Here is a 19,744-nt window from a genome sequence, read left to right as displayed (position 1 = left end):
CACATTGCCGTGAGACGCACGCGGACCGAGAACCTGCAACCGGTCCTCAGCGCAACTCACCGGTCCTCACCGCAACTCAAAGGACGCAACGTGACATTCGTCGTAGAGTCCGGGGAACGTGTCCGGCTCCATCAGCTCGAGAACATCGTCAAGCAGCGCGTTCCCGTCGACCTGGCCGCCCCGGTCCGTGCGCGGGTCCGCTCCTCCCGCGAGGTCCTGGAGAAGTTCGTCGACGACGAGCGGGTCATCTACGGGGTCAACACGAGCATGGGTGGCTTCGTCGACCATCTCGTCCCGGTGTCGCAGGCCCGGCGGCTCCAGGAGAACCTGATCAACGCGGTCGCCACCAACGTCGGGGAGTACCTCGACGACACCACCGTCCGGGCGATCATGCTGTCGCGGATCGTCTCCCTGGCCCGCGGCAACTCCGCGGTCACACCCGCGAACCTGGACACGCTCGTGGCGGTGCTCAACTCCGGGATCGTGCCCTGCGTACCGCAGAAGGGGTCCCTGGGCACCAGCGGTGACCTCGGGCCGCTCGCCGCGATCGCGCTGGTCTGCGCCGGACAGTGGAGGGCCAGGCTCGGCGGCCGTACGCTCCCCGGCGCCGAGGCCCTCGCCGAGGCGGGCATCGAGCCGATGGTGCTCGGCTACAAGGACGGTCTCGCGCTGATCAACGGCACCTCCGGGATGGTCGGTCTGGGCGCCATGGTCCATGGTGCGGCCCAACGCCTCGTGGACACCTACCAGTTGATCTCCGCCCTGTCCGTCGAGGGCCTGGCGGGCATGACGAAGCCCTTCGACCCCCGGGTGCACACCGTCAAGCCGCACAAGGGGCAGCGGCTCATCGCGCGCAGGCTCTGGGAAGGACTCGCCGATTCCCGGCTCGCGGTCAACGAGCTGGAGACCGAGCAGACGCTCGCCGGGGAGATGGGCACCTCGGCCAAGGCGGCCTCGCTGGCGATCGAGGACGCGTACTCCATCCGCTGCACGCCGCAGGTGCTCGGCCCGGTCGTGGACTGCCTCGCCCGGATCGGCGAGACCCTGGAGGACGAGCTCAACTCCTCCAACGACAACCCGATCGTCCTGCCCGAAGAGGCCGAGGTGTTCCACAACGGCCACTTCCACGGACAGTACGTCTCCATGGCCATGGACCACCTGTCGATCGCGCTGACCACGGTGACGAACCTGGCCAACCGGCGGGTGGACCGGTTCCTTGACAAGAGCAACAGCAACGGCCTCCCCGCGTTCCTGTGCGACACCGATCCGGGGCTGCGGCTCGGGCTGATGGGCGGCCAGTTCATGACGGCCTCGCTCACCGCGGAGACCCGGGCCCTCACCGTCCCGATGTCCGTGCAGTCACTCACCAGCACCGCCGACTTCCAGGACATCGTGTCCTTCGGGTTCGTCGCCGCGCGGCGGGCCCGCGAGGTGCTGACCAACACGGCCTACGTGGTGGCCTTCGAGCTGCTGTGCGCCTGCCAGGCGGTCGACATCCGCGGCGCGGACAAGCTGTCCTCCTGGACCAGGCCGCTGTACGAACGGACCCGCGAGATCGTGCCGTTCCTCGACCACGACGAGACCATCACGGACTACGTGGAGGCGCTCGCCGCGGACCTGCTGACCGGTGAAGGGAGTGGCCATGGCGACCACCACCGCGGCTGAACAGCCCCTGCTCGACCTGGTGCGCGAGTGGAGCGCCGCCGAACTCGCGGGCGACTGCGTGGCGTTGGGCGACCTGCTCACCGGCGACTTCGTGGGCGTCGGGCCGCAGGGCTATCTGCGCACGCGGGAGCAGTGGCTGGCCCGCTACAGCTCCGGGGCGGTGCGCACCACCTCCTTCACGGTGGACGAGGTGCGGGTGCGCCTCTACGGCGACACCGCCGTCCTCATCGTGGCCCAGACCCAGCGGAGCACCAACAAGGGCGACAACGCCGACGGCGCCTTCCGCTTCACCCTCATCGCCGTACGGGAAGAGGGGCGCTGGCTGCTGGCGGCGCTGACAGCCCGCCGATCTTGCCGCGTCGCGGCGGTCGCGACCTGCGCACATCGCGGTCGCTGTCGCGCCGGCCGTCCCGCACAGCCAGGGACGACAGGTCCCGCCGCCGCGCCTGTGGGGTGCGCAGCATGGCGCTGTAGAGCGTCGGCACGGAGAAGAACAGCGTCGGGCGGAACCGCTCGACGGTGTCGAGGACCGCCTCGGGGGTGGGCCTGCCGCGCATCAGGACGGCCGAACCCCCGTGCCACAGCGGGAAGGTGAGCCCGTTGCCAAGACCGTACGCGTGGAAGAGCTTGGTCGAGGAGAAGTGCAGGTCCTGCTGGGTGGCTCCGAGCACCTGGCCCGCGTACCGCCGGCAGGTGGCCACGGCGTCCCGCTGGAGATGGACCACGCCCTTGGGCCGCCCGGTCGACCCGGAGCTGTAGAGCCAGAACGCCACGTCCTCGCCGTGGGTGTCCAGCGCCGGCAGCTCCCCGTCGTGGGCGTCGAGCAGCTCCGGCAGGCAGAGGGCCGCGTCGCCCCGCTCCGCGCCCGCCGCCTCGATCACCCGGACACCCGAGCGCCCGAGCGCCGCCGAGAGCGTCTCGCCGAGACCGGCCTCGGCCACGACGGCCTTCGCGTAGCTGTCCTCGGCGAAGAAGCGGAAGTCGCCGATGCGGGAGCGCGGATTGACCGGGACCGGCACGGCCCCGACGCGGAGCGCTCCGAGGAAGGCGGTGACGAAGTCCGGTGAGTCGTCCAGGGCCAGCAGGACGCGTTCCTCGCGCCGTACGCCGAGCGCGCGCAGCGCACGGCCCATCGCGCACATGCGCCGGAACACGTCGGCGTAGGTGACCTGTTCGTCCCCGCAGTGGAAGGCGGTGCGCTCGCCTCGGCCGACGTCGAGGTTCCGGTCGACGAGCGTGGAGAGGTTGAAACGCGCCAAGGGCATGGGGGCTCCTCACGGGTGGGCGGCGTGCACGAGGCCCCGGGCCGGAGAGGGAGGGGTCTCCCGCGGGCCCGGGGCGGCAGTGCGGTCCCCGGCGCCTAGCGCGGGGCGGGGACGATGTTCGCGTTGAGGCGGAAGAGGTTGGCGGGGTCGTACTCGGCCTTGAGCGCCTGGAGCCGGGCGAACTTGGGGCGCCCGTAGGAGTCCTCGGTCCGGCCGGCCTCCCCCGGGTTCATGAAGTTGACGTATCCGCCCCGGGACAGGTGGGGGCCGAAGGCCTCGAAGCCCTGGCGGGCCCAGCGGATGTGCTGCTCGTCCTCGGTGGGCTTCATCCAGGCCGAGGCCAGGTTGATGACGAAGGGCGAGCGGCGGTTGGCGTAGGCCGTCGCCTCGTCCGGGACCCGCGCCACCGCGCCCGCCAGATAGAGCAGTTCGAGCTGGGAGAAGGGCGAGGTGAGGCGTGAGGCATGAGACAGGGCGACGTCGATGGCGTCCTCGGTCAGCTCCGTCATGTACCCGCTCTTGGTGTAGATGCGGTCGGGTACGACGGCGCCGGGGAAGGAGTACGCCTGAAGCGCCCGGTAGGGCAGCGTCGCCTTGGTCAGTCCGTACGGTTTGCCGCAGGTGAGGAAGGTTTCGAGCTGCCGCTCGCCCTCGTGCGGGTCGCCCACCCAGCAGCCCATGGCACAGATGACGGGCTTGCCCCGCAGGTCTTCGGGCAGCTCGGGCAGGGGCGGGGCCAGCCGCAGGTAGCACTCCCACGACAGCTCGTCCGGGGCCTTCGCCATGTGGTCCCGCCAGGCGCGCAGCACGTGCCGTCCCTCGTCGAGGGAGAAGTAGGCGCTGGTGAAGCGGACGGGGCCCACCTCGTGGAGCGCGAACTCGAACTCCGTCACCACGCCGAAGTTGCCGCCGCCCCCGCGCAGCCCCCAGAACAGCTCGGTGTTCTCCGTGTCGGAGGCGGTCAGCACGCGGCCGTCGGCGGTGACCACCTCCGCCCGCACGAGGTTGTCGATCGAGAGGCCGTACTTGCGGCTCAGCCAGCCGAAGCCGCCGCCGAGCACCAGGCCGCCGAGGCCGGTGTGGGACACCACGCCGGCCGGGGTGGCCAGCATGTGGGCCTGTGTCGCGGTGTCGAAGGCGCCGAGGAGGCAGCCGCCCTGGACCCGCGCGCGGCGCCGGGCGCGGCTCACCCTGACCGTGCTCATGGGCGAGAGGTCGATGACGATGCCGCCGTCACAGGTCGAGTGCCCGGCCATGCTGTGCCCGCCGCCGCGCACGGCGACCAGCAGGCCTTGGGTGCGGGCGAAGCCGACGGCGGCCACGACGTCGTCCGTGCCCGTGCAGCGGGCGATGAGCGCGGGGTGCTTGTCGATGGTGCCGTTCCAGATGCGGCGGCCTTCTTCGTAGTCGGTGTCACCGGGCAGGATCAGCTCCCCGCGGAACGCCCGCCGGAATGCGGCGAGGGCCGCGTCGTCGATCGTCGTGGACGGCGTGTCTGTGGCCGGCGTGTCTGTGGACGGCATGTCTTGGGTGTCCTCCTGGGCTCGTCCCCGCGCTCGGCGGGAGGGGGGTCCGGTGTCAGCCGAGCGGGACCGGCGTGCGGGACGCGTGTCCGTGCGCCCGCAGCTGGTCCACGGTGGCGGTGAACATGTGCAGGTCGGCGCCGGGGTGCTCGCGGCGGGGTGGCAGGGTGGGCAGGGCCAGTGAGCGCCCGGTGGCCACGGCGCGGGTGCGCCTGGCCAGCGCGGTCAGGCTCTGCCCGGGCCCCGCCTCGACGAGCAGATGGTCGCCGCGGGCCAGCAGCCGCTGGAGGGCGGGGCCGAACAGCACGGGTTCGGCGGGCTGCTCCCTCCAGAACTCCTCATCGGCCGCGGTGGCGTCGGCAAGGATGTGTCCGGTGCGGGCGGAGTGGACGGGGATGCGCGGCGCCCGCGGTCGCAGCCGTGCCTCGCGGGGCCCGCTCTCCTCGGCCACGGTGCGCATGACGGGGCTGTGGAACGGCTGGAGCGCCCGCGCCCGGGCGCAGGTGAACCCGTCCTCGCGCAGCCTCTGTTCCACGTCGTGCAGCGCGGGATCGGGGCCGGCGAGCAGGAGTTGGCGCGGGCCGTTCTCGGCGCCGACCACCACGTCGTCCGTCAGGTACGGGGCGACGCGCTCCCGCGTCGCGGCGACGGCCAGCATTCCGCCGCGCGGCGCCCTGCCGTAGATCGCTACGAACTCGCGCAGATGGCGAAGGCCGCTCTCGAAGTCGAAGACCCCGGCGAGCGTCGCCGCGGCGAGTTCCCCGACGCTGTGGCCCAGCAGGACGTCGGGCCGGACCCCTGCCTCCAGGAGCAGCGTGCCCATGGCGTAGTCGATCGCGTACAGGAGGGGCTGCGCGCGGGAGATGTCGTCGTACGAGGAGGACGGCGCCGCGGCGAGCCAGTCGTCCCGGATGGCCCGGCCCGACGCGCCGAACGCGTCGAAGGCCTGGTCCATGATCTCGGTGAAGCGCGGCGAGACGCCGTACAGGTCCGCGCCCATGCGCGGGTGCTGGGCGCCCTGGCCGGGGAAGAGCAGCGCGACCTTCCTGGTGGTCGGTTCCGGCGTCATGACGCGTCAGTCCGCGGCCGTCGCCGTAGGGCGGGCCGTCGTCCTGATGTGGTCGAGGACGGCCCGCGCGGACTTCGACTCCCGGATGACGTCCTCCGGGATGTCGATGCCGTGACGGTGCTTGAGCTGCGCGGAGGTCTCGAGCAGCACCAGCGAGTCGTAGCCGAGCTCCTCGAAGGGACGGTCGGCGAAGTCCTCACCGGCGGACTCCTCGGGCTCTTCCCCGGCACATTCGGCGAGTATCAGACGGAGCTCTTCGAGGGTGATCATGGGGTGTCCTTCCGGGCGGGGGGGCAGTTGCGGGTGGGTCGGTGCCGAGACGGGTCGATCGAGGTCAGGGCATCGCCTCGGCTATGAGCGCCGTGTTGAAGCCGCCCGCGCCTCGGGCCAGTACGAGGACCGACGCGATGTCGCAGGGGCGTGGCTCCGTCAGGACCAGGTCGATGTCGTAGTCGTCGACGACGCTGTCGACGTGTACGGCCGGTGGGATGACGCCGTCCCGCATGGCGAGCAGTCCGTACACCACGTCGAGGGGGCCGGCGCCCGCCATGAGCCGTCCCACCATGGTCTTCGGGGCGCAGACCGGGACCGCGCGGGGGCCGAACACCGCACGGAGCGCGGCGGCTTCCTCGGCATCCAGGGCGGCCGTCCCCGCGGCGTCCGCGACCACCAGGTCGATCTGGTCCGGCCGCAGCCGCGCGTCCGCGAGGGCCGCGTCGATCGCCCTCCGCAGCCCGCCGGGGCGCCCCGAGGCGGGCGGCGGGTCGAAGGTCGCCGCGTACCCGGTGATCCGCCCGTACGGTGAGCGGCCGGTGCGCCCGCGCGCGGCGCCCGCGTCCTCCAGCGCGAGGATCGCCCCGCCCTCCCCCGGCACGTAGCCGTTGGCCCGGGGGTCGAACGGGAGGTACGCCTCGGTCCTGTCCCGCGCCTCGCTGACCGTGCCGGACGCCAGATGTGACACCCAGCCCCATGGGTCGAACGAGGACTCGACGCCGCCGGTCAGCATCAGCCGGGCCCGGCCCCGGCGCAGGACGCGGCGCGCGTGGCCGATCGCGTCGAGGCCGCCCGCCTGCTCGGCGACGAGGACGCCGCCGGGGCCGCGCATGTTGTTGCGGATCGAGATCTGCCCGGTGTTGACCGCGTAGAACCAGGCGAAGCACTGGTACACGCTGACGTGCCCGGGCCCCTGGGTCCACAGCTTCCGCATCTCGCGGTGCGAGAACTCGAAGCCGCCCGTCGCGTTGGAGGTGACGACGCCGCAGGTGAACTCGTCCAGCTCCGCCATCGTCACCTCGGCGTCGGCGAGGGCCCAGTCCGCGGCGACGAGCGCGAGCCGCGTGACCCGGTCGGTCTGCGGCATGAGCCGCCCCGGCAGGTGCTCCCGGGGGGCGAAGTCCCGGATGCGGCCCGCGAGGCGGGCGGAGTACGCGCTCGCGTCGTACTCCTGTGGTTCGCCGATGCCGCAGGTGCCCTCGAGGGTGGCCTTCCAGAAGTCGTCGGTGCCCAAGCCGTTGGGTGCCACCACCCCGAGTCCGGTCACGACCGTGTCGCTGCTCATCCGCGCCTCCTCGGCCGCTTCTCCAGGAGCATCGCGCTCTGGAACCCGCCGAAGCCGCTGCCCACCGTGAGCACGGCGTCGAGCCGCTTGTCCCGCGCGTGCAGCGGAACGTAGTCCAGGTCGCACTCCGGGTCGCTCTCGTGCAGGTTCGCCGTAGGGGGCACGGTGTCGTGACGCATCGCCAGCGCGCACGTGGCGACCTCGATGGCGCCGATCGCGCCCAGCGAGTGCCCGATCATCGACTTGATCGAGCTCACCGGGATGTCGTACGCGTGCCCGCCGAGGCTCCTCTTGATGGCCCCGGTCTCGTGGCGGTCGTTCTGCTGGGTCCCCGAGCCGTGGGCGTTGACGTAGTCGACCTCGGTGGGGTCGGTGCGCGCCTCGGCCAGCGCCGCGTCGATCGCGCGGGACATCTCCGTGCCGTGCGGGGTCAGGCCGGTCATGTGGTACGCGTTGGAGTGCGAGGCGTAGCCGGTGATCTCACCGTAGATGTCGGCGCCGCGGCGCTCGGCCCGCTCGCGCTCCTCAAGGACGAGCATCGCCGCTCCTTCCGCGATCGCGAAGCCGTCGCGCGTCCGGTCGAAGGGCCGGGCCGCGTTGTGCGGGGTGTCGTTGCGGCGGGTGGTCGCCGCGATGGCGTCGAAGCAGGCGACGGCGATCGGTGTGATCGGGGCGTCCGTCGCCCCGGCCACCATGACGTCCGTGCTGCCTTCCTGGATCAGCTGGTAGGCGTGCCCGATCGCGTCGATGCCCGAGGTGCAGCCGGCGGACACGACCGAGACCGGGCCCTCGGCGCCCACCGCCCAGGCCGTCTCGCGGGCCATGGAGCCCGGGACGAAGTAGTCGAAGAGGTGCGGGGACTTGTACTGCTCGTCGACGAGCCACTCCCGGCCCTCGTCGGAGAGGACGACGTACTCCCTTTCGATGCTGGTGGCCGAGCCCACCGCGGTTCCGACGGTGACGCCCAGCCGGCCCGGGTCGGTGTCCTCGCCCGCGTGGATGCCCGCCTCGGCCGTGGCACGTCGGGCGCAGGCCACGGAGAACAGGCTCGCCCGGTCGAGCCGCCGTATCTCCCTGCGGCTGAACCCCGCCGCCGACGGGTCGAAGTCGATCTCCCCGGCCACTTGTGAACGGAAGGCCGCGGGATCGAATGCCGTGATTCTGCGTATCGCACTCCTGCCTTCCGTGATCATTTCCCAGAAGCCCGCGGTGTCCGCCGAGCCCGGTGCGAGAACGCTCAGACCAGTAATGACAACTTGTCGGCTCACGGTGGGAGACCCTGCCGGGGCCCGCTAGAGCCCTGATCCAGGCGGGGTCCGGCGCAGAGCAAGGCGGTGCACGCCGCCCACCGCAGGCACACCACCCGCCGCTCACCGCTCAAGGGCGGCACGAGCGCCACTGGACCGCCGCTGCATCGCCCGCGCCGACCCTGTCCCCATGCCTACATCAGCCGAACACAGCCCGAGGGACGTCGCCCTGGTCACCGGTGGCACGAGCGGCATCGGGTTCGCCATCGCCCGCGCCCTGCTGGCGGACGGCCTCACCGTGGTCGTCGTCGGACGCGACCCGGGCAGGCTCCACTTCGCGCTCTCCTCGCTGCGCGCCGAGGACGACGCCTTCGATGTCGCCGGGTACACCTGCGACGTACGCGACCGGGAGGCCGTACAGGCCATGGTCAAGGAGGTCGTGCGGGACCACGGCGCCCCGCGGGTGCTGGTCAACAACGCCGGCCGCGGGGGCGGCGGCCCCACCGCGGAGCTCTCCGACGACCTGTGGCTCGACGTCATCGACACCAACCTCCACAGCGTCTTCTGGGTGACCCGCGCGGTGATCAACGCCAGCGAGCCGATCAGGCGTCCCGGTGGGCGCATCATCAACATCGCCTCCACGGGCGGCAAACAGGGCGTCCCCTTCGGCGCCCCCTACTCCGCGTCCAAGGCCGGGGTCATCGGCTTCACGAAGGCCTTGGCGAAGGAGTACGCGGCCACCGGGCCGACGGTGAACGCGGTGTGCCCCGGCTATGTGGAGACGCCCATGGCGCAGGACATCCGCAAGAGCTACGCGCGGCTCACCCACGTCAGCGAGGAGCAGGTGCTCGCGGACTTCGAGGCGAAGATCCCGCTCGGCCGCTACTCGACGCCCGAGGAGGTCGCCGCGATGGTGCGCTACCTCGTCGGCCCGGCGGCCGGCTCGGTGACGGCCCAGGCGCTGAACGTCTGCGGCGGACTCGGCAGCCACTGATCTCCACGACCGCAAGGGGTATGGACATATGACCGTTCAGGTACCGGCATCGTCTCTCTCGCCGGGCGAGGAGTTCGAGGGCCAGCCCTACTACGAGGAGCGGCGCCTGAGGCTGTACGACGCCGTGGTGGTGAAGGCGTCGAACCGCCTGCTGTGGCGCTGTCCCAAGGCGCGCCTGCTGGGGCACTACAACTCCTGGATCAGCTCCTCCCATCTGGAGGTGGGCCCGGGGTCCGGCTACTACCTCGACCACTGCCGTTTCCCGACGGCCGATCCCGACATCACCCTGCTGGACCTCAACCCGGACCCGCTGCGGTTCGTGGCCCAGCGGCTGAGCCGCTACGCGCCGCGCACCCGGCAGGCGGACGTGCTCGAACCGCTGCCGGACTTCGGCGGGCCGGGCTTCTCCTCGATCGCCTTCAACTACGTGCTGCACTGCGTGCCGAACCCTCCGCAGGGCAAGCAGCTGGTCTTCAAGCACCTGCGGCAGGCCCTGGCGCCGGGGGGTGTGCTGTTCGGCAGCACCGTCCTGACGCGCGGTGTCCCCCACACCCCGGTCTCGCGGGCGTTCAACCGGCTCTACCAGCGCCAGGGTTCGTTCCACAACCAGCTGGACAGCGTGCCGATGCTGCACGACGCGCTGGAGCGGTACTTCGACTGGCACTGGCTCGAAGTCAGGGGCAGCGTCGCCCTGTTCGTGGCGAAGGCGTCCCCGGCCGGCGCGGACGGCCGGGGCGGCTCCGTGCGCAACGCCCCGGGTGGCGGAGGCGGGCGCCCGTGACGTCCGGGGTGGCGTATCAGGACGTGGGGATCCCGCTCGGCGGGCTGTGGTCCTCGCCGTTCGTGAAGTGGGGAGGCTCTCTCGCCGCGGTCTCCGGCCTCGACCTCGCCGTCTGCGTCACCGACAGGGCGCTGGCGCAGCGGGGCATCGACCGGGGCGAGGTGGACGGTCTGGTCCTGGGCTGGACGGTCCCGCAGCCCGCCATCTTCTACGGTGCCCCGACCGTCGCCACCCGCCTCGGCCTGCCCGGCGTCTCGGGGCCGATGGTCAGCCAGGCGTGTGCGACGTCGGTGGCCGCCCTGCACCAGGCCGCGGGCACGGTCGCCGGCGGCGCGGGTCCGCAGCTGGTGGTGACGGCGGACCGTACGAGCAACGGGCCCCGGCTGACCTGGCCGGTGCCGGGCGCAGGGCGGGAGCCCGTGGCGGAGGACTGGGTCAAGGACAGCTTCGCGCGTGATCCCTGTACCGGCGAGAACATGCTGGCCACCGCGGAGACGGTGGCGGCGGAGTGCGGATTCACGCGCCGCGACGCGGACGCGCTGGCCGTCCTGCGCTCGCAGCAGTACGCGGCGGCCCTCGCCGACGACCGGGCCTTCCAGCGGCGGTACATGGTCGATGCCGCCGTCACTCCGGCCGACGACGGGGAGCCGGTGGTCGTCTCGGCCGACGAAGGGGTGCGGCCGGTGGAGCCCGGCCGGGCGGGGCGACTGCCCGCGGCCCGGCCGGGCGGCGTCCACACGGCCGCCTCCCAGACCCACCCGGCGGACGGCTCGGCGGGCGCACTGGTCACCACGGCCCGGCGGGCGAGGGACCTGTCCGGCGGCGAAGGGTACGTACGCCTGCTGGCGGCCGGTTTCGCGCGGGTGGCGCCGCTGCACATGCCGCAGGCGCTGGTGCCCGCGGCGGGGGCGGCGCTGAAGGCGGCGGGCCGGGAGATCACGGACGTCGACGCGATCACGACGCACAACCCCTTCGCGGTCAACGACCTCTACTTCGCCCGCGAGACGGGGGTGGCGCCGGAGGCCATGAACGCGTACGGCAGCAGTCTCGTCTTCGGCCATCCGCAGGGCCCGACGGGGCTGCGTTCCGTCGCCGAACTCGTCGAGGAGCTGCGGCTGCGCGGTGGTGGCGTCGGGCTGTTCACGGGGTGCGCGGCCGGGGACACGGCGGCCGCGCTGGTCGTCGAGGTCACCGGCTGACACGCCCGCCCCGTCCAGGGACACGAGGCAATGGTGTGGCCTCCGCCGACTCCGGCGGAGGCCACACTCCTGCTACCGGCGGGCGTCCCGCGCCGCGATGAACCGTTCGATGCCCGCTCGCGCGCTGCCGGTGTCCTCGGTGTGCCGCACGGCCCGCGTCTCCCGCCCGAGGGCGGCCTCGACCAAGTCCGGCGAGGGGCGCAGCAGGGCGAGATGGGCGGCGGTGGCCGCGCCGGGCCGGCCCCATCGGCGTACGAGGCGGATCGCGGCCGGCAGCAGATCGTCCGGTGCCACGACGTCGTCCAACAGGCCGATTTCCCGGGCCTGTTGGGCGTCGACACGTGCACTGTCCAGGACGAGCCGCAGCGCTTCGGCCGCGCCCACCAGGCGCGGCAGAAGGACGCTGGCCGCGTTGGTGACGGTCAGGCCGATGTCGTTCTCCGGGAAGTGGTACGCGGCCTCCGGGGTCCCGAGCCGGGCGTCGAAGCAGAGCGTCATCTCACCGGCGCCGCCGACGGCCACGCCGTTGAGTGCGGCGACGGTCGGGACGCGCGTCCGCAGTGCCGCGCGGGTGATGTCGTGGAACAGTTCGGCCTCAAGGACCATCCCGTTCGGCCCGGTCGCGGCCGCCTCGCGCAGGTCCTCCCCCGCCGAGAAGGCCCGCCCTGTGCCCGTGAGGACGACGCCGCACACCTGTCGGCCGTCGCCGAAGTGCCGTAGCAGCGCGGCGAGTTCGCGGCGCATGTCCCCGGTGAGGGCGTTCAGTTTCTCCGGCCGGTCCAGGGTGACCACGGCCACGCGGTCGCGTACGGATACGTCGATGTGGCCGGACCGGGGCTCCCAAGCCGTCATGGAGCACCCCCCTTTCGTGTCGGTGGTCACGCCCACGCGTCGCGGGCGGCGTCGAAGGAACCCGCGCGCTGGTCCCGTGCCGGTTCCAGCAGTTTCCGCTTCTGGATGCGCGCCGAGGGCGTCATCGGGAAGGCGTCGACGAACTCCAGGTAGGCGGGCACCTTGAACCGTGCGAGGCGCCGACGGGCGTGGTCGAGCACGCTCGTGGCCGTCCCGGCGTCGGGAACGCGGCCTGGCCGCAGCTGCACGAAGGCCTTCGGCAGCTCCTCGAAGAGCGGGTCGGGGATGGCGACGACGGCTGCGGCCAGCACGGCGGAGTGGCCCTCCAGTACGGCCTCCACCTCGGCGGGCGAGATGTTCTCGCCGCCCCTTCGGATCATGTCCTTGAGGCGTCCCGCGTGGTGGATGTATCCGGCCTCGTCACGGAAGCCCAGGTCCCCGGTGTGGAACCGGCCGCCTCTGAACGCCCGCGCCGTCGCCTCCGGGTGGTTCCAGTAGCCGTCCATCATCGGTTTGCCCCGGACGACGATCTCACCGGCCTCACCGGTCGGCAGCTGACTGCCCGCGCCGTCGACGACCAGGACCTCCTTGCCCTGGGGAGGCAGCCCCATGGCGCCGCTGCCGACGGTCTCGGCGGCGTACGGCGGGACGAACAGGTCGAGTCCGCTCTCGGTCGAGCCGTAGACCTCCCGCCACGGCGCGCCCCAGCGCTCCTCGAAATCGCGGTGCCGTTCCCGGGCGATTCCCGAACAGAGAACCAGGCGCATGGAGTTGTCGCGGTCCAGCGGATGCCGGGGCTGCTTGGACATCAGCAGGGGCATCGTGCCCAGTACGTAGGTCAGCGTCGCCCCGTGTTCGCGTACGGCGCCCCAGAAGCCGGAGGCGGAGAACCGCGGGAGCACGACGAGGGGCACGCCGCCCATCAGGCACATCAGCGCGTTCCACTGCGGGTCCATGTAGGAGAAGGCCTGTGCGGTCAGGACGACGTCGTCGGCGTGGAGTTCGGCGGCCAGCGCCATCAGCCAGGCGGTCCTGAGCCAGTAGTCGTGGGAGAGCATGCAGGCCTTGGGGAAGCCCGTGGTCCCCGAGGTGTACTGGAGGTTGGCCAGGTGCGAAGGCGCGACGCGGACGCCGGGGTCGTCGGGCCGGGTGCCGGCGAGTTCGGCGGCGAGGCCGCCCAGGGTGCACACCTCGGTGAGGGTGCCGATGTCCGCCGCCACGGCCCGCATCAGTCCGGCGCACTCCTCCGAGGCGAGCGCGAGGACGCTGCCGGAGTCCGTCAGCACATGTCTGAGGTCGGCCTCGCCGCAGCGCGCGTTGACGGGTACGGCGATGGCCCCGGCCCTGGTCACGGCGAGCCAGCTCAGCGGCCATCCGGGCACGTTGCCCATCATGATCGCCACGCGGTCACCGGGGCGCACGCCGTGCGCCATGAGGACCCGGGCCAACCGCCCGGTGTACGCCTCCACTTCGACGAAGCTCAGGGACTTCCCCGGGAAGCGCAGGAACTCCCAGTCGCCGTAGCGGTCGGCGGAGTCGCGCAGCAGCTCGCCGATGGTGTTCCAGCGCGGCTGCGCGGCGGCGCGTGCGCGGTCGAAAAGCATCGCGCCTGCGATGGGTGACGGGCTCACGGGAATACGCCTTCCGTCGCTCGAAAGGCCTGGCGGGCGGCAGGCCTCGGTTGTCCGGCACTGCATCACGCGGCGGTCGAAAGCCGAGCAAGCGCGCCTGGACCAGGCGGCGAGATCCGCCCTGTACCGCCGCTCGACCGTGCGGTGCGACGGTCACCGGGACAGCAGCCGGAATCTGGCTTCGAGGGGAGCAGGCGGCATGACAGCAGTGGAGGGTTCGGCGGGCCACATCGACACGACCGCGCTGTACGTGGAGCTCCAGCAGTTCTACGGACGCCATATGCGTGCCATGGACGAGGGCCGCGTGGCGGACTGGACGGGCGACTTCACCGAGGACGCCGTCTTCAGGACCAACGCCCGCCCCGATCCGCAGACGGGCCGCGCCGCGATCGCGGACGGGGCCGCGGCGGCGGCGCGCAAGCTGGTGGAGCAGGGGGTGCTGCGGCGGCACTGCGTGAGCGCCCTGGAGGTCGGGGCGGGGCCCGACGGGACGGTGGTCGCCAGGACCTACGCGCAGCTCATCAGGACTCCCCGGGACGGCGCTTCGGTCCTGGAGCTGTTCTGCACGTGCGAGGACGTCTTCGTCCGCGAGGAGGGCCGGCTGCGCATCAGGCACCGCCAGGTGTACCGCGACGACCTCCCGAAGGACTGACTCGGGGCGGCCGCGCGGTACGAGCGGCGTGGGCTCCGGCTCAGCCGCCCACGGTCGCCGGCCGCTCCGGTCTGCTGAGCCGTGGGTCGGCGGCGAGGATCGCCCGCTGCAACCGCTGGAGTTCCGCGGAGGGCTCCAGCCCCAGGTCCTCGACGAGCGCGCGGCGGAGCCGGTTGAAGACGTCGAGGGCGTGTGGGCGGCTGCCGCACCGGTAGAGGGCCAGCATCAACTGGCGGTGGAAATTCTCGTGTTGCGGGTGGCGGGACGCCAGTCCGCTCAGTTCGCTGAGGAGTTCATGGTGCTTTCCGAGGGCGAGCTCCGCCTCGATGCGGATTTCCAGGGAACCGGTCCTTGCCGCTTCCAGCCGTACGGTTTCCGCCTGGAGATGACAGCCGGGACGGATATCCGCCAGCGCGGGTCCAGTGAAGAGCCGTTCGGCCGAGCGGAGGCATTTCGCGGCGTTCTCGTGGTCACCGGCGGCGAATGCGCGCCGCCCGCAGCCCACGAGGTCTTCATAGCGGTGGAGATCCAATTCCCCGGGGCCGACATGGAAGACGTAACCGTTCGGCGTGGTGGCGAGTATGTCCTTGGGGGATTCCTCTGGGAGCAGATGGGCGATAAGCCTGCGCAGCTGGAATACATAGGTCTGCAAAGTGCTGACGGCGGTGGCGGGCGGGTGCTCGTCCCAGAGTTCCTCGATGAGGGTGGGCAGGGTGACCAGATGATTGGCGTTGACCAGAAGGAGGGTCAGCACCTGTTTGGTCTTCGCGGCGCTCGGCGTGACGCGCTGTCCGCCGGCGGCGAGTGACACGTGTCCGAGAACGTCGATTTCCATGGAACTCCTGATGCGAGGGGCCAATTGGGCCCTGACGGTCGAAGAGGTCTGTCAGCGCTCTGTCAGTGCAGGGGTTCTTGTCAATCTTTCGAGCAATATGAACAACTTCAGCACATCGCCGATCACTTGGTGAAGGCGGTCCAGCGGTCAGCTCGGTCAGATCGGTCAGGCCGGTCAGATTCACCGGCCGGGGTTTGGACCGGGCCCGCCATGGGGAGCAGCCGTGCCGGTTGAATTCAGTTGAATGCAAAAACACCTGGTCCGCGCCGCATCGACTACTTGCACACCCCATGTGTCCCTGATCACAGATTGACCGCATTTCCTCATGGGCAGGGCCCTTGAGGCACAGAAACCTGAGCGGGGGAGCACCGCACGCGGCCCCTTGCGCGGGTCCGCCCCCACCCCCCACCTGAACCTGTCGGCGTTCGCACCTCTGCCGAGCGCCTTGAGACCAAGGTCTGCGATCGATGAGTGATGCATCGGTGTTAGCGAGATGTCTGTCCCGACTGGCCTGGTCACCCGAGCGACTCGCCCGCGAGATCAATTACCTGTGCGGGCCGGGGACCATCAGCAGCAAGGCGCCGTACAACTGGCTCCGCGGCTCCTGCCCGCGGCGCCAGCTCCCCCACGTGGTGGCGAAGATCCTCTCCGAGCGGCTGGGGGAACCCGTCGAGGTGGAGACGATCTGGCCCCAGCACTTCGCGGCCGGCTCCCACCGCGCGAAGCCGGCGCCGCCATGCTCCCCGGGCGGCCCGACGCCGCCTCAGGTGTCGGGACGGCAGCTGGTCTCGACGGCCGTGGACTGGCTGGTGACCGAGGGACCCGCCGCGCCGTCGCGCTCCCGCGGCGAGGAGGTCACCCCCCTCGACCTCGACGTCCTGGGCGCCCGCATCCGCCAGCTGCGCCGCCTGGACGACGACCGCGGCGGACACCTCGTCCTGGACTGGACGAGACAGGACCTGCGGTGGGCGAGGCGGTTGACGGCCGAGTACGCCTACGACACCGACGTCGGCGCCCGGCTCCACCGGGCCGTCGCCGAACTCGGCCAGCTGGCCGGGTGGCTGGCCGCCGACCTAGGCCTGGAGCGGGAGAGCAGGGCCCACTTCCTGCGGGCGCTCCAGGCGGCCCGGACCGCGGGCGACCGCGGGCTCGGTGCGTACATCGTGTCCTGCATGAGCTACCGGGCCGTCTGGGCCGGGCAGGGCCATGACGCGCTGCGCCTGATCCGCATCGCCCGCAAGGGGGCGGCCGAGGGGGCGCCCGGCATCCGGCAGGCGCTGCTCGCCACCCGCGAGGCCAGGGCGCACGCGGCACTCGGCGATCAGGCGAGCTGCCAGCGCGCGCTGGACAACGCGGCGGAGCTCAGCCAGTACGACGGCGGGGAGGGCGAGCCCTGGGCCTACTGGCTGTCTCCCGGCGTCATCGTGGCCGACGCCGGGCGGGCCTGGCTCGAACTGGGGCGACCCGAGCGCGCGGAGTGGCACCTGCGGCGCGGCCTGGAGATGTTCGGCGACCAGCAGCCGCGCAACAGGCTGCTGCACTCGGCCTCGCTGGCCGAGGCGCGGCTGGCCCGCAGAGACGTCGACGGCGCGGCCACGGCGGCGATGGGCGCCCTGGACCTGGCCGAGAGAATCACCTCCCTGCGGGCCACGACCCGGCTCGCGGGGCTCCGCCGACGACTCGTCGGCCTCGACAGCGCACCGGCCCGGCACGTGGTCCAGCGCATGGACCATTTGCTCGCCCCGGCCGAACTCCGCCGCGCGAGCTGACCACCGAGTACCGCGCGGTATGCATGTGACGCACGGGCCCCGCCCGCCCCACCGTCGACTTACCACCGAGCACCGCACCGTATACATGCGACACACAGGGCCCCGCCCGCCCCACCGACAACCCTGAGCCTCGACAGCACACCAGCCCAACACGCCGTCCAACCCACGGCCCACCTACTCGCACCCGGCCCGACTCCCAACTCCGCCACGCGAGCTGACCGCCCCCGAGACCACCCGCACCGCCCCGCCGACCCCACCAACCGCCACACGAGGGAGAACCGCACCGTATGCATGTGACGCACGGGGCCCCGCTCGCCCCCCTGACGACTCTGGGCCTCGGCGGCCCGGCCGCCACGCTCGTGGAGCTGGCCGACCCGGCGGACTTCCCCGAGGTCGTCGCCCTCGTCACCGGCGAGGTGGGGCGCGCCGGGCCCCCGGTCTGTCTCGGTGCGGGCAGCAACACCCTGGTGCACGACTCCGGTTGCTCCACTCCCGTGCTGCGTATGGCCACCCGAGGCATCCGCTTCCTGGACGGCCCCCGGGCGGACCCCGTCCGGATCGAGGTCCAGGCGGGCCACGCGCTGGCGGACCTGGTGGAGGCCACCGTCGCCGAGGGCCTCAAGGGCATGGAGATGCTGACCGGCATCCCCGGCACGGTGGGGGCCACGCCGGTCCAGAACGTCGGCGCGTACGGCCAGGAGATCTCCGACTCGCTCGTCGCGGTGCGGGCGTGGGACTGGCGGACGCGCCGTCACGTCACGCTGGCCGCCGCCGAGTGCGGCCTCGGCCACCGCACCAGCATGTTCAAGCGGTCCCGGCGCTGGACGCTGCTCGGGCTCGTCTTCGCCCTGCGCCGTTCACCGCTCAGCGCCCCCGTCGGCTACCGCCAGGTCGCGGCGGAGCTCGACGTCCCGCTCGGCAGCAGCGTGCCCCTGGCCGAAGCCGCCCGGGCGGTGCTGTCGGTCCGGCGCGGCAAGGGGATGGTGCTCGGCTGCTCGGCCGCGGACGAGCGTTCGGTGGGCAGCGTCTTCCTCAGCCCCGAGATCAGCCCCGCGCAGGCCGAGCGGCTGCGGGCGCGCGACGCGCCGGTGAACAGCTTCCCGGACGGCTCCACCCGGGTGAGCGCGAGCTGGCTGATCAGGGAGGCGGGCTTCGAACTCCGCCGGCCCATCACCCCGGGTGTCCGGGTCTCGTCCCTGCACTACACGCTGGTGGCGGAGGAGCCCACCGACGGCGCCGGCGCCGCCCGCTTCCGCGCGGCCGTGGAGATCGTGCGGCGGCGGGTCGAGGGGCGCACCGGGGTGCGGCTCTCCCCCGAGATCGACTTTCTCGGCGACTGGGATTGCGCCCAATGAAGCAACGGATTGCCCATCAAGGAAGCGGATTGCTCACTATGAACTGACTGTATACGCGGCGTGTATAGTGCTCGCATGCCTGCCCTGAACACGCCTTTCGCTGCCTTGAAGATGACGCGCGGACCGAGAAGGTTGCCTCGCACCGCCTCCGCCCTCGCGGCGGGGGCGGCCCTCGTCCTCGCGCTGACCGGGTGCACCAGGCTCGACACCACCTCGCCCAGCACCGTCCGCAAGGAGGGCGCGGACCAGGGGACGTTCGGCACGGTCGACTGCCGCAAGGCCAAGTGCGTGGCGCTGACCTTCGACGCGGGGCCCAGCGAGAACACGCCCGGGCTGCTCGAGATCCTCAAGAAGGAGAAGGTCCCCGCCACCTTCTTCACGCTCGGCAAGAACCACATCGTGAAGTACCCCGAGCTCGTCAAGCAGATGGACGCCGAGGGCCACGAGGTGGCGAGCCACACCTGGTCGCACAAGATCCTCACGAAGATCGACCTGGCCGAGGCGCGCGAGGAGCTGGAGCGCCCCAACAAGGCGATAGAGAAGCTCATAGGCAAGAAGCCGACGCTGATGCGGCCGCCGCAGGGCCGCACGAACGAGGACATCAACAAGCTCTCCAAGGAGCTCGGGCTCTCGGAGGTCCTGTGGACCGTCACCGCGAAGGACTACACGACCAATGACTCCAAGCTGATCCAGCAGCGGGTCATCGACCAGACCAAGCGGGACGGCATCATCCTGCTGCACGACATCTACAAGGGCACCGTGCCGGCCGTGCCCGGCGTCATCGCCGAGCTGAAGAAGCGGGGCTACGTCTTCGTGACGGTCTCCCAGCTGCTCGCACCGGGCAAGGCCGAGCCCGGCAAGGTCTACCGCTAGCCGCAGGCAGGGGCATTAGCCTCGGTGGCGTGGCACTCTTCCGGTTCACCAGGGAAACGGCCCTGCCGCCCGCCGAGGCATGGCGCCGCCTCACCACGTGGGAACGGCACGGCGAGGCCGTCCCGCTCACCCGCGTCACGGTCCGCACTCCCCCGCCCACACGCGTGGGCACGGTCTTCGTCGCCCGCACCGCGCTCGGCCCCATCGGCTTCGACGACACGATGGAGGTCGTCGACTGGCGGCCCCCCGAGGGCGCCACGCCGGGCCGGTGCCGCCTGGAGAAGCGGGGCGGGGCCGTCATGGGCTGGGCGGAGATCGAGGTGGGGCCGGGTCCCGCCGGCTCCCGGATCGTCTGGCACGAGGAACTGCGGCTGCGGCTGCTGCCGCCGCTCTTCGACGGCGCGCTGTCCGCGGTCGCCCGGCCGGTGTTCGCGCGCGTGGTCACGCGCCTCACCAAGGCGTGACCGTGTCCGACC

At 71.9% G+C, this 19,744-nt stretch carries 18 protein-coding genes; 9 read left to right on the top strand and 9 right to left on the bottom strand.

Translation table 11 applies throughout. From position 1 onward, the window contains the following. Nucleotides 1–90: 90 nt before the first annotated feature. On the top strand, nt 91–1,665 hold the full coding sequence (locus tag KKZ08_RS31100) for a phenylalanine aminomutase (D-beta-phenylalanine forming) (protein WP_223777591.1): 1,575 nt from the start codon (nt 91–93) through the stop codon (nt 1,663–1,665). Nucleotides 1,666–1,958: 293 nt separating this feature from the next. Here KKZ08_RS31100 and KKZ08_RS31090 read toward each other — a convergent pair whose 3' ends face one another. From KKZ08_RS31090 to KKZ08_RS31065, 6 genes are all read right to left on the bottom strand, one after another. Beyond that, nucleotides 1,959–2,930, bottom strand: a complete 972-nt coding sequence (locus KKZ08_RS31090; protein ID WP_223777590.1) for an AMP-binding protein — start codon at nt 2,928–2,930, stop codon at nt 1,959–1,961. A gap of 95 nt (nt 2,931–3,025) precedes the next feature. Then, complete coding sequence (locus tag KKZ08_RS31085) at nt 3,026–4,453, bottom strand: FAD-binding protein (protein ID WP_223777589.1); 1,428 nt, start codon at nt 4,451–4,453, stop codon at nt 3,026–3,028. A 55-nt stretch (nt 4,454–4,508) separates the two neighbouring features. Continuing rightward, complete coding sequence (locus tag KKZ08_RS31080) at nt 4,509–5,522, bottom strand: acyltransferase domain-containing protein (protein ID WP_223777588.1); 1,014 nt, start codon at nt 5,520–5,522, stop codon at nt 4,509–4,511. A 6-nt stretch (nt 5,523–5,528) separates the two neighbouring features. Beyond that, nucleotides 5,529–5,792 carry an acyl carrier protein gene (locus tag KKZ08_RS31075; RefSeq protein WP_223777587.1) on the bottom strand — a complete coding sequence of 88 codons (264 nt, stop codon included), beginning with the start codon at nt 5,790–5,792 and terminating at the stop codon, nt 5,529–5,531. 64 nt (nt 5,793–5,856) lie between these two features. Then, nucleotides 5,857–7,080 (bottom strand): ketosynthase chain-length factor, encoded by a 1,224-nt coding sequence (locus KKZ08_RS31070; RefSeq protein ID WP_223777586.1) that lies wholly within the window; start codon nt 7,078–7,080, stop codon nt 5,857–5,859. After that, on the bottom strand, nt 7,077–8,348 hold the full coding sequence (locus KKZ08_RS31065; protein ID WP_223777585.1) for a beta-ketoacyl-[acyl-carrier-protein] synthase family protein: 1,272 nt from the start codon (nt 8,346–8,348) through the stop codon (nt 7,077–7,079). The genes KKZ08_RS31070 and KKZ08_RS31065 overlap by 4 nt, the downstream gene beginning before the upstream one ends. A 169-nt stretch (nt 8,349–8,517) precedes the next feature. On the opposite strand from KKZ08_RS31065, the gene KKZ08_RS31060 reads away from it, so the two are divergent. The 3 genes from KKZ08_RS31060 to KKZ08_RS31050 are packed head-to-tail and all read left to right on the top strand — an operon-like array spanning nt 8,518 to nt 11,301. Next, nucleotides 8,518–9,321, top strand: coding sequence for an SDR family NAD(P)-dependent oxidoreductase (locus KKZ08_RS31060; protein ID WP_223777584.1), 804 nt, complete (start codon nt 8,518–8,520; stop codon nt 9,319–9,321). A gap of 28 nt (nt 9,322–9,349) precedes the next feature. Next, nucleotides 9,350–10,102, top strand: a complete 753-nt coding sequence (locus tag KKZ08_RS31055) for a class I SAM-dependent methyltransferase (RefSeq protein WP_223777583.1) — start codon at nt 9,350–9,352, stop codon at nt 10,100–10,102. Then, entirely contained in the window at nt 10,099–11,301 is a 1,203-nt protein-coding gene (locus KKZ08_RS31050) for a thiolase family protein (RefSeq protein ID WP_223777582.1), read from the top strand. The genes KKZ08_RS31055 and KKZ08_RS31050 overlap by 4 nt, the downstream gene beginning before the upstream one ends. A 72-nt stretch (nt 11,302–11,373) precedes the next feature. On the opposite strand, the gene KKZ08_RS31045 is transcribed toward KKZ08_RS31050, so the two are convergent. After that, nucleotides 11,374–12,153, bottom strand: a complete 780-nt coding sequence (locus KKZ08_RS31045) for an enoyl-CoA hydratase/isomerase family protein (RefSeq protein ID WP_223777581.1) — start codon at nt 12,151–12,153, stop codon at nt 11,374–11,376. A gap of 26 nt (nt 12,154–12,179) precedes the next feature. Next, nucleotides 12,180–13,784 carry an AMP-binding protein gene (locus KKZ08_RS31040; RefSeq protein ID WP_223777580.1) on the bottom strand — a complete coding sequence of 535 codons (1,605 nt, stop codon included), beginning with the start codon at nt 13,782–13,784 and terminating at the stop codon, nt 12,180–12,182. A 199-nt stretch (nt 13,785–13,983) separates the two neighbouring features. Here KKZ08_RS31040 and KKZ08_RS31035 point away from each other — a divergent pair, with 199 nt between their 5' ends. Next, nucleotides 13,984–14,436 (top strand): nuclear transport factor 2 family protein, encoded by a 453-nt coding sequence (locus tag KKZ08_RS31035; RefSeq protein ID WP_223777579.1) that lies wholly within the window; start codon nt 13,984–13,986, stop codon nt 14,434–14,436. Between the two features lie 40 nt (nt 14,437–14,476). Here KKZ08_RS31035 and KKZ08_RS31030 read toward each other — a convergent pair whose 3' ends face one another. Beyond that, the gene (locus tag KKZ08_RS31030; protein WP_223777578.1) at nt 14,477–15,247 is read right to left on the bottom strand and encodes an AfsR/SARP family transcriptional regulator; all 771 of its coding nucleotides are present in this window, start codon (nt 15,245–15,247) and stop codon (nt 14,477–14,479) included. 491 nt (nt 15,248–15,738) lie between these two features. Here KKZ08_RS31030 and KKZ08_RS31025 point away from each other — a divergent pair, with 491 nt between their 5' ends. The 4 genes from KKZ08_RS31025 to KKZ08_RS31010 all read left to right on the top strand — a co-directional run bounded on the left by KKZ08_RS31025 (nt 15,739) and on the right by KKZ08_RS31010 (nt 19,732). After that, nucleotides 15,739–17,040, top strand: coding sequence for a hypothetical protein (locus tag KKZ08_RS31025; RefSeq protein WP_223777577.1), 1,302 nt, complete (start codon nt 15,739–15,741; stop codon nt 17,038–17,040). A 287-nt stretch (nt 17,041–17,327) separates the two neighbouring features. Further along, nucleotides 17,328–18,395 carry a UDP-N-acetylmuramate dehydrogenase gene (locus tag KKZ08_RS31020; protein ID WP_223777576.1) on the top strand — a complete coding sequence of 356 codons (1,068 nt, stop codon included), beginning with the start codon at nt 17,328–17,330 and terminating at the stop codon, nt 18,393–18,395. 111 nt (nt 18,396–18,506) lie between these two features. Next, nucleotides 18,507–19,268 carry a polysaccharide deacetylase family protein gene (locus KKZ08_RS31015; protein WP_223779258.1) on the top strand — a complete coding sequence of 254 codons (762 nt, stop codon included), beginning with the start codon at nt 18,507–18,509 and terminating at the stop codon, nt 19,266–19,268. Nucleotides 19,269–19,297: 29 nt separating this feature from the next. Beyond that, nucleotides 19,298–19,732: an SRPBCC family protein gene (locus KKZ08_RS31010; RefSeq protein ID WP_223777575.1), complete on the top strand. Its 435-nt coding sequence runs from the start codon at nt 19,298–19,300 to the stop codon at nt 19,730–19,732. Nucleotides 19,733–19,744: the final 12 nt, after the last annotated feature.

It is taken from the genome of Streptomyces sp. 135, assembly GCF_020026305.1.
GTDB lineage: Bacteria > Actinomycetota > Actinomycetes > Streptomycetales > Streptomycetaceae > Streptomyces.
This window is presented reverse-complemented; position numbering and strand designations above follow the sequence as displayed.

Excerpts from the sequence above, each read along its gene's own strand:
- KKZ08_RS31090 (WP_223777590.1), bottom strand. The coding sequence starts at position 2,930 with ATGCCCTTGGCGCGTTTCAACCTCTCCACGCTCGTCGACCGGAACCTC.
- KKZ08_RS31085 (WP_223777589.1), bottom strand. The coding sequence starts at position 4,453 with ATGCCGTCCACAGACACGCCGGCCACAGACACGCCGTCCACGACGATC.
- KKZ08_RS31080 (WP_223777588.1), bottom strand. The coding sequence starts at position 5,522 with ATGACGCCGGAACCGACCACCAGGAAGGTCGCGCTGCTCTTCCCCGGC.
- KKZ08_RS31075 (WP_223777587.1), bottom strand. The coding sequence starts at position 5,792 with ATGATCACCCTCGAAGAGCTCCGTCTGATACTCGCCGAATGTGCCGGG.
- KKZ08_RS31070 (WP_223777586.1), bottom strand. The coding sequence starts at position 7,080 with ATGAGCAGCGACACGGTCGTGACCGGACTCGGGGTGGTGGCACCCAAC.
- KKZ08_RS31060 (WP_223777584.1), top strand. The coding sequence starts at position 8,518 with ATGCCTACATCAGCCGAACACAGCCCGAGGGACGTCGCCCTGGTCACC.
- KKZ08_RS31055 (WP_223777583.1), top strand. The coding sequence starts at position 9,350 with ATGACCGTTCAGGTACCGGCATCGTCTCTCTCGCCGGGCGAGGAGTTC.
- KKZ08_RS31045 (WP_223777581.1), bottom strand. The coding sequence starts at position 12,153 with ATGACGGCTTGGGAGCCCCGGTCCGGCCACATCGACGTATCCGTACGC.
- KKZ08_RS31035 (WP_223777579.1), top strand. The coding sequence starts at position 13,984 with ATGACAGCAGTGGAGGGTTCGGCGGGCCACATCGACACGACCGCGCTG.
- KKZ08_RS31025 (WP_223777577.1), top strand. The coding sequence starts at position 15,739 with ATGAGTGATGCATCGGTGTTAGCGAGATGTCTGTCCCGACTGGCCTGG.
- KKZ08_RS31020 (WP_223777576.1), top strand. The coding sequence starts at position 17,328 with ATGCATGTGACGCACGGGGCCCCGCTCGCCCCCCTGACGACTCTGGGC.
- KKZ08_RS31015 (WP_223779258.1), top strand. The coding sequence starts at position 18,507 with ATGACGCGCGGACCGAGAAGGTTGCCTCGCACCGCCTCCGCCCTCGCG.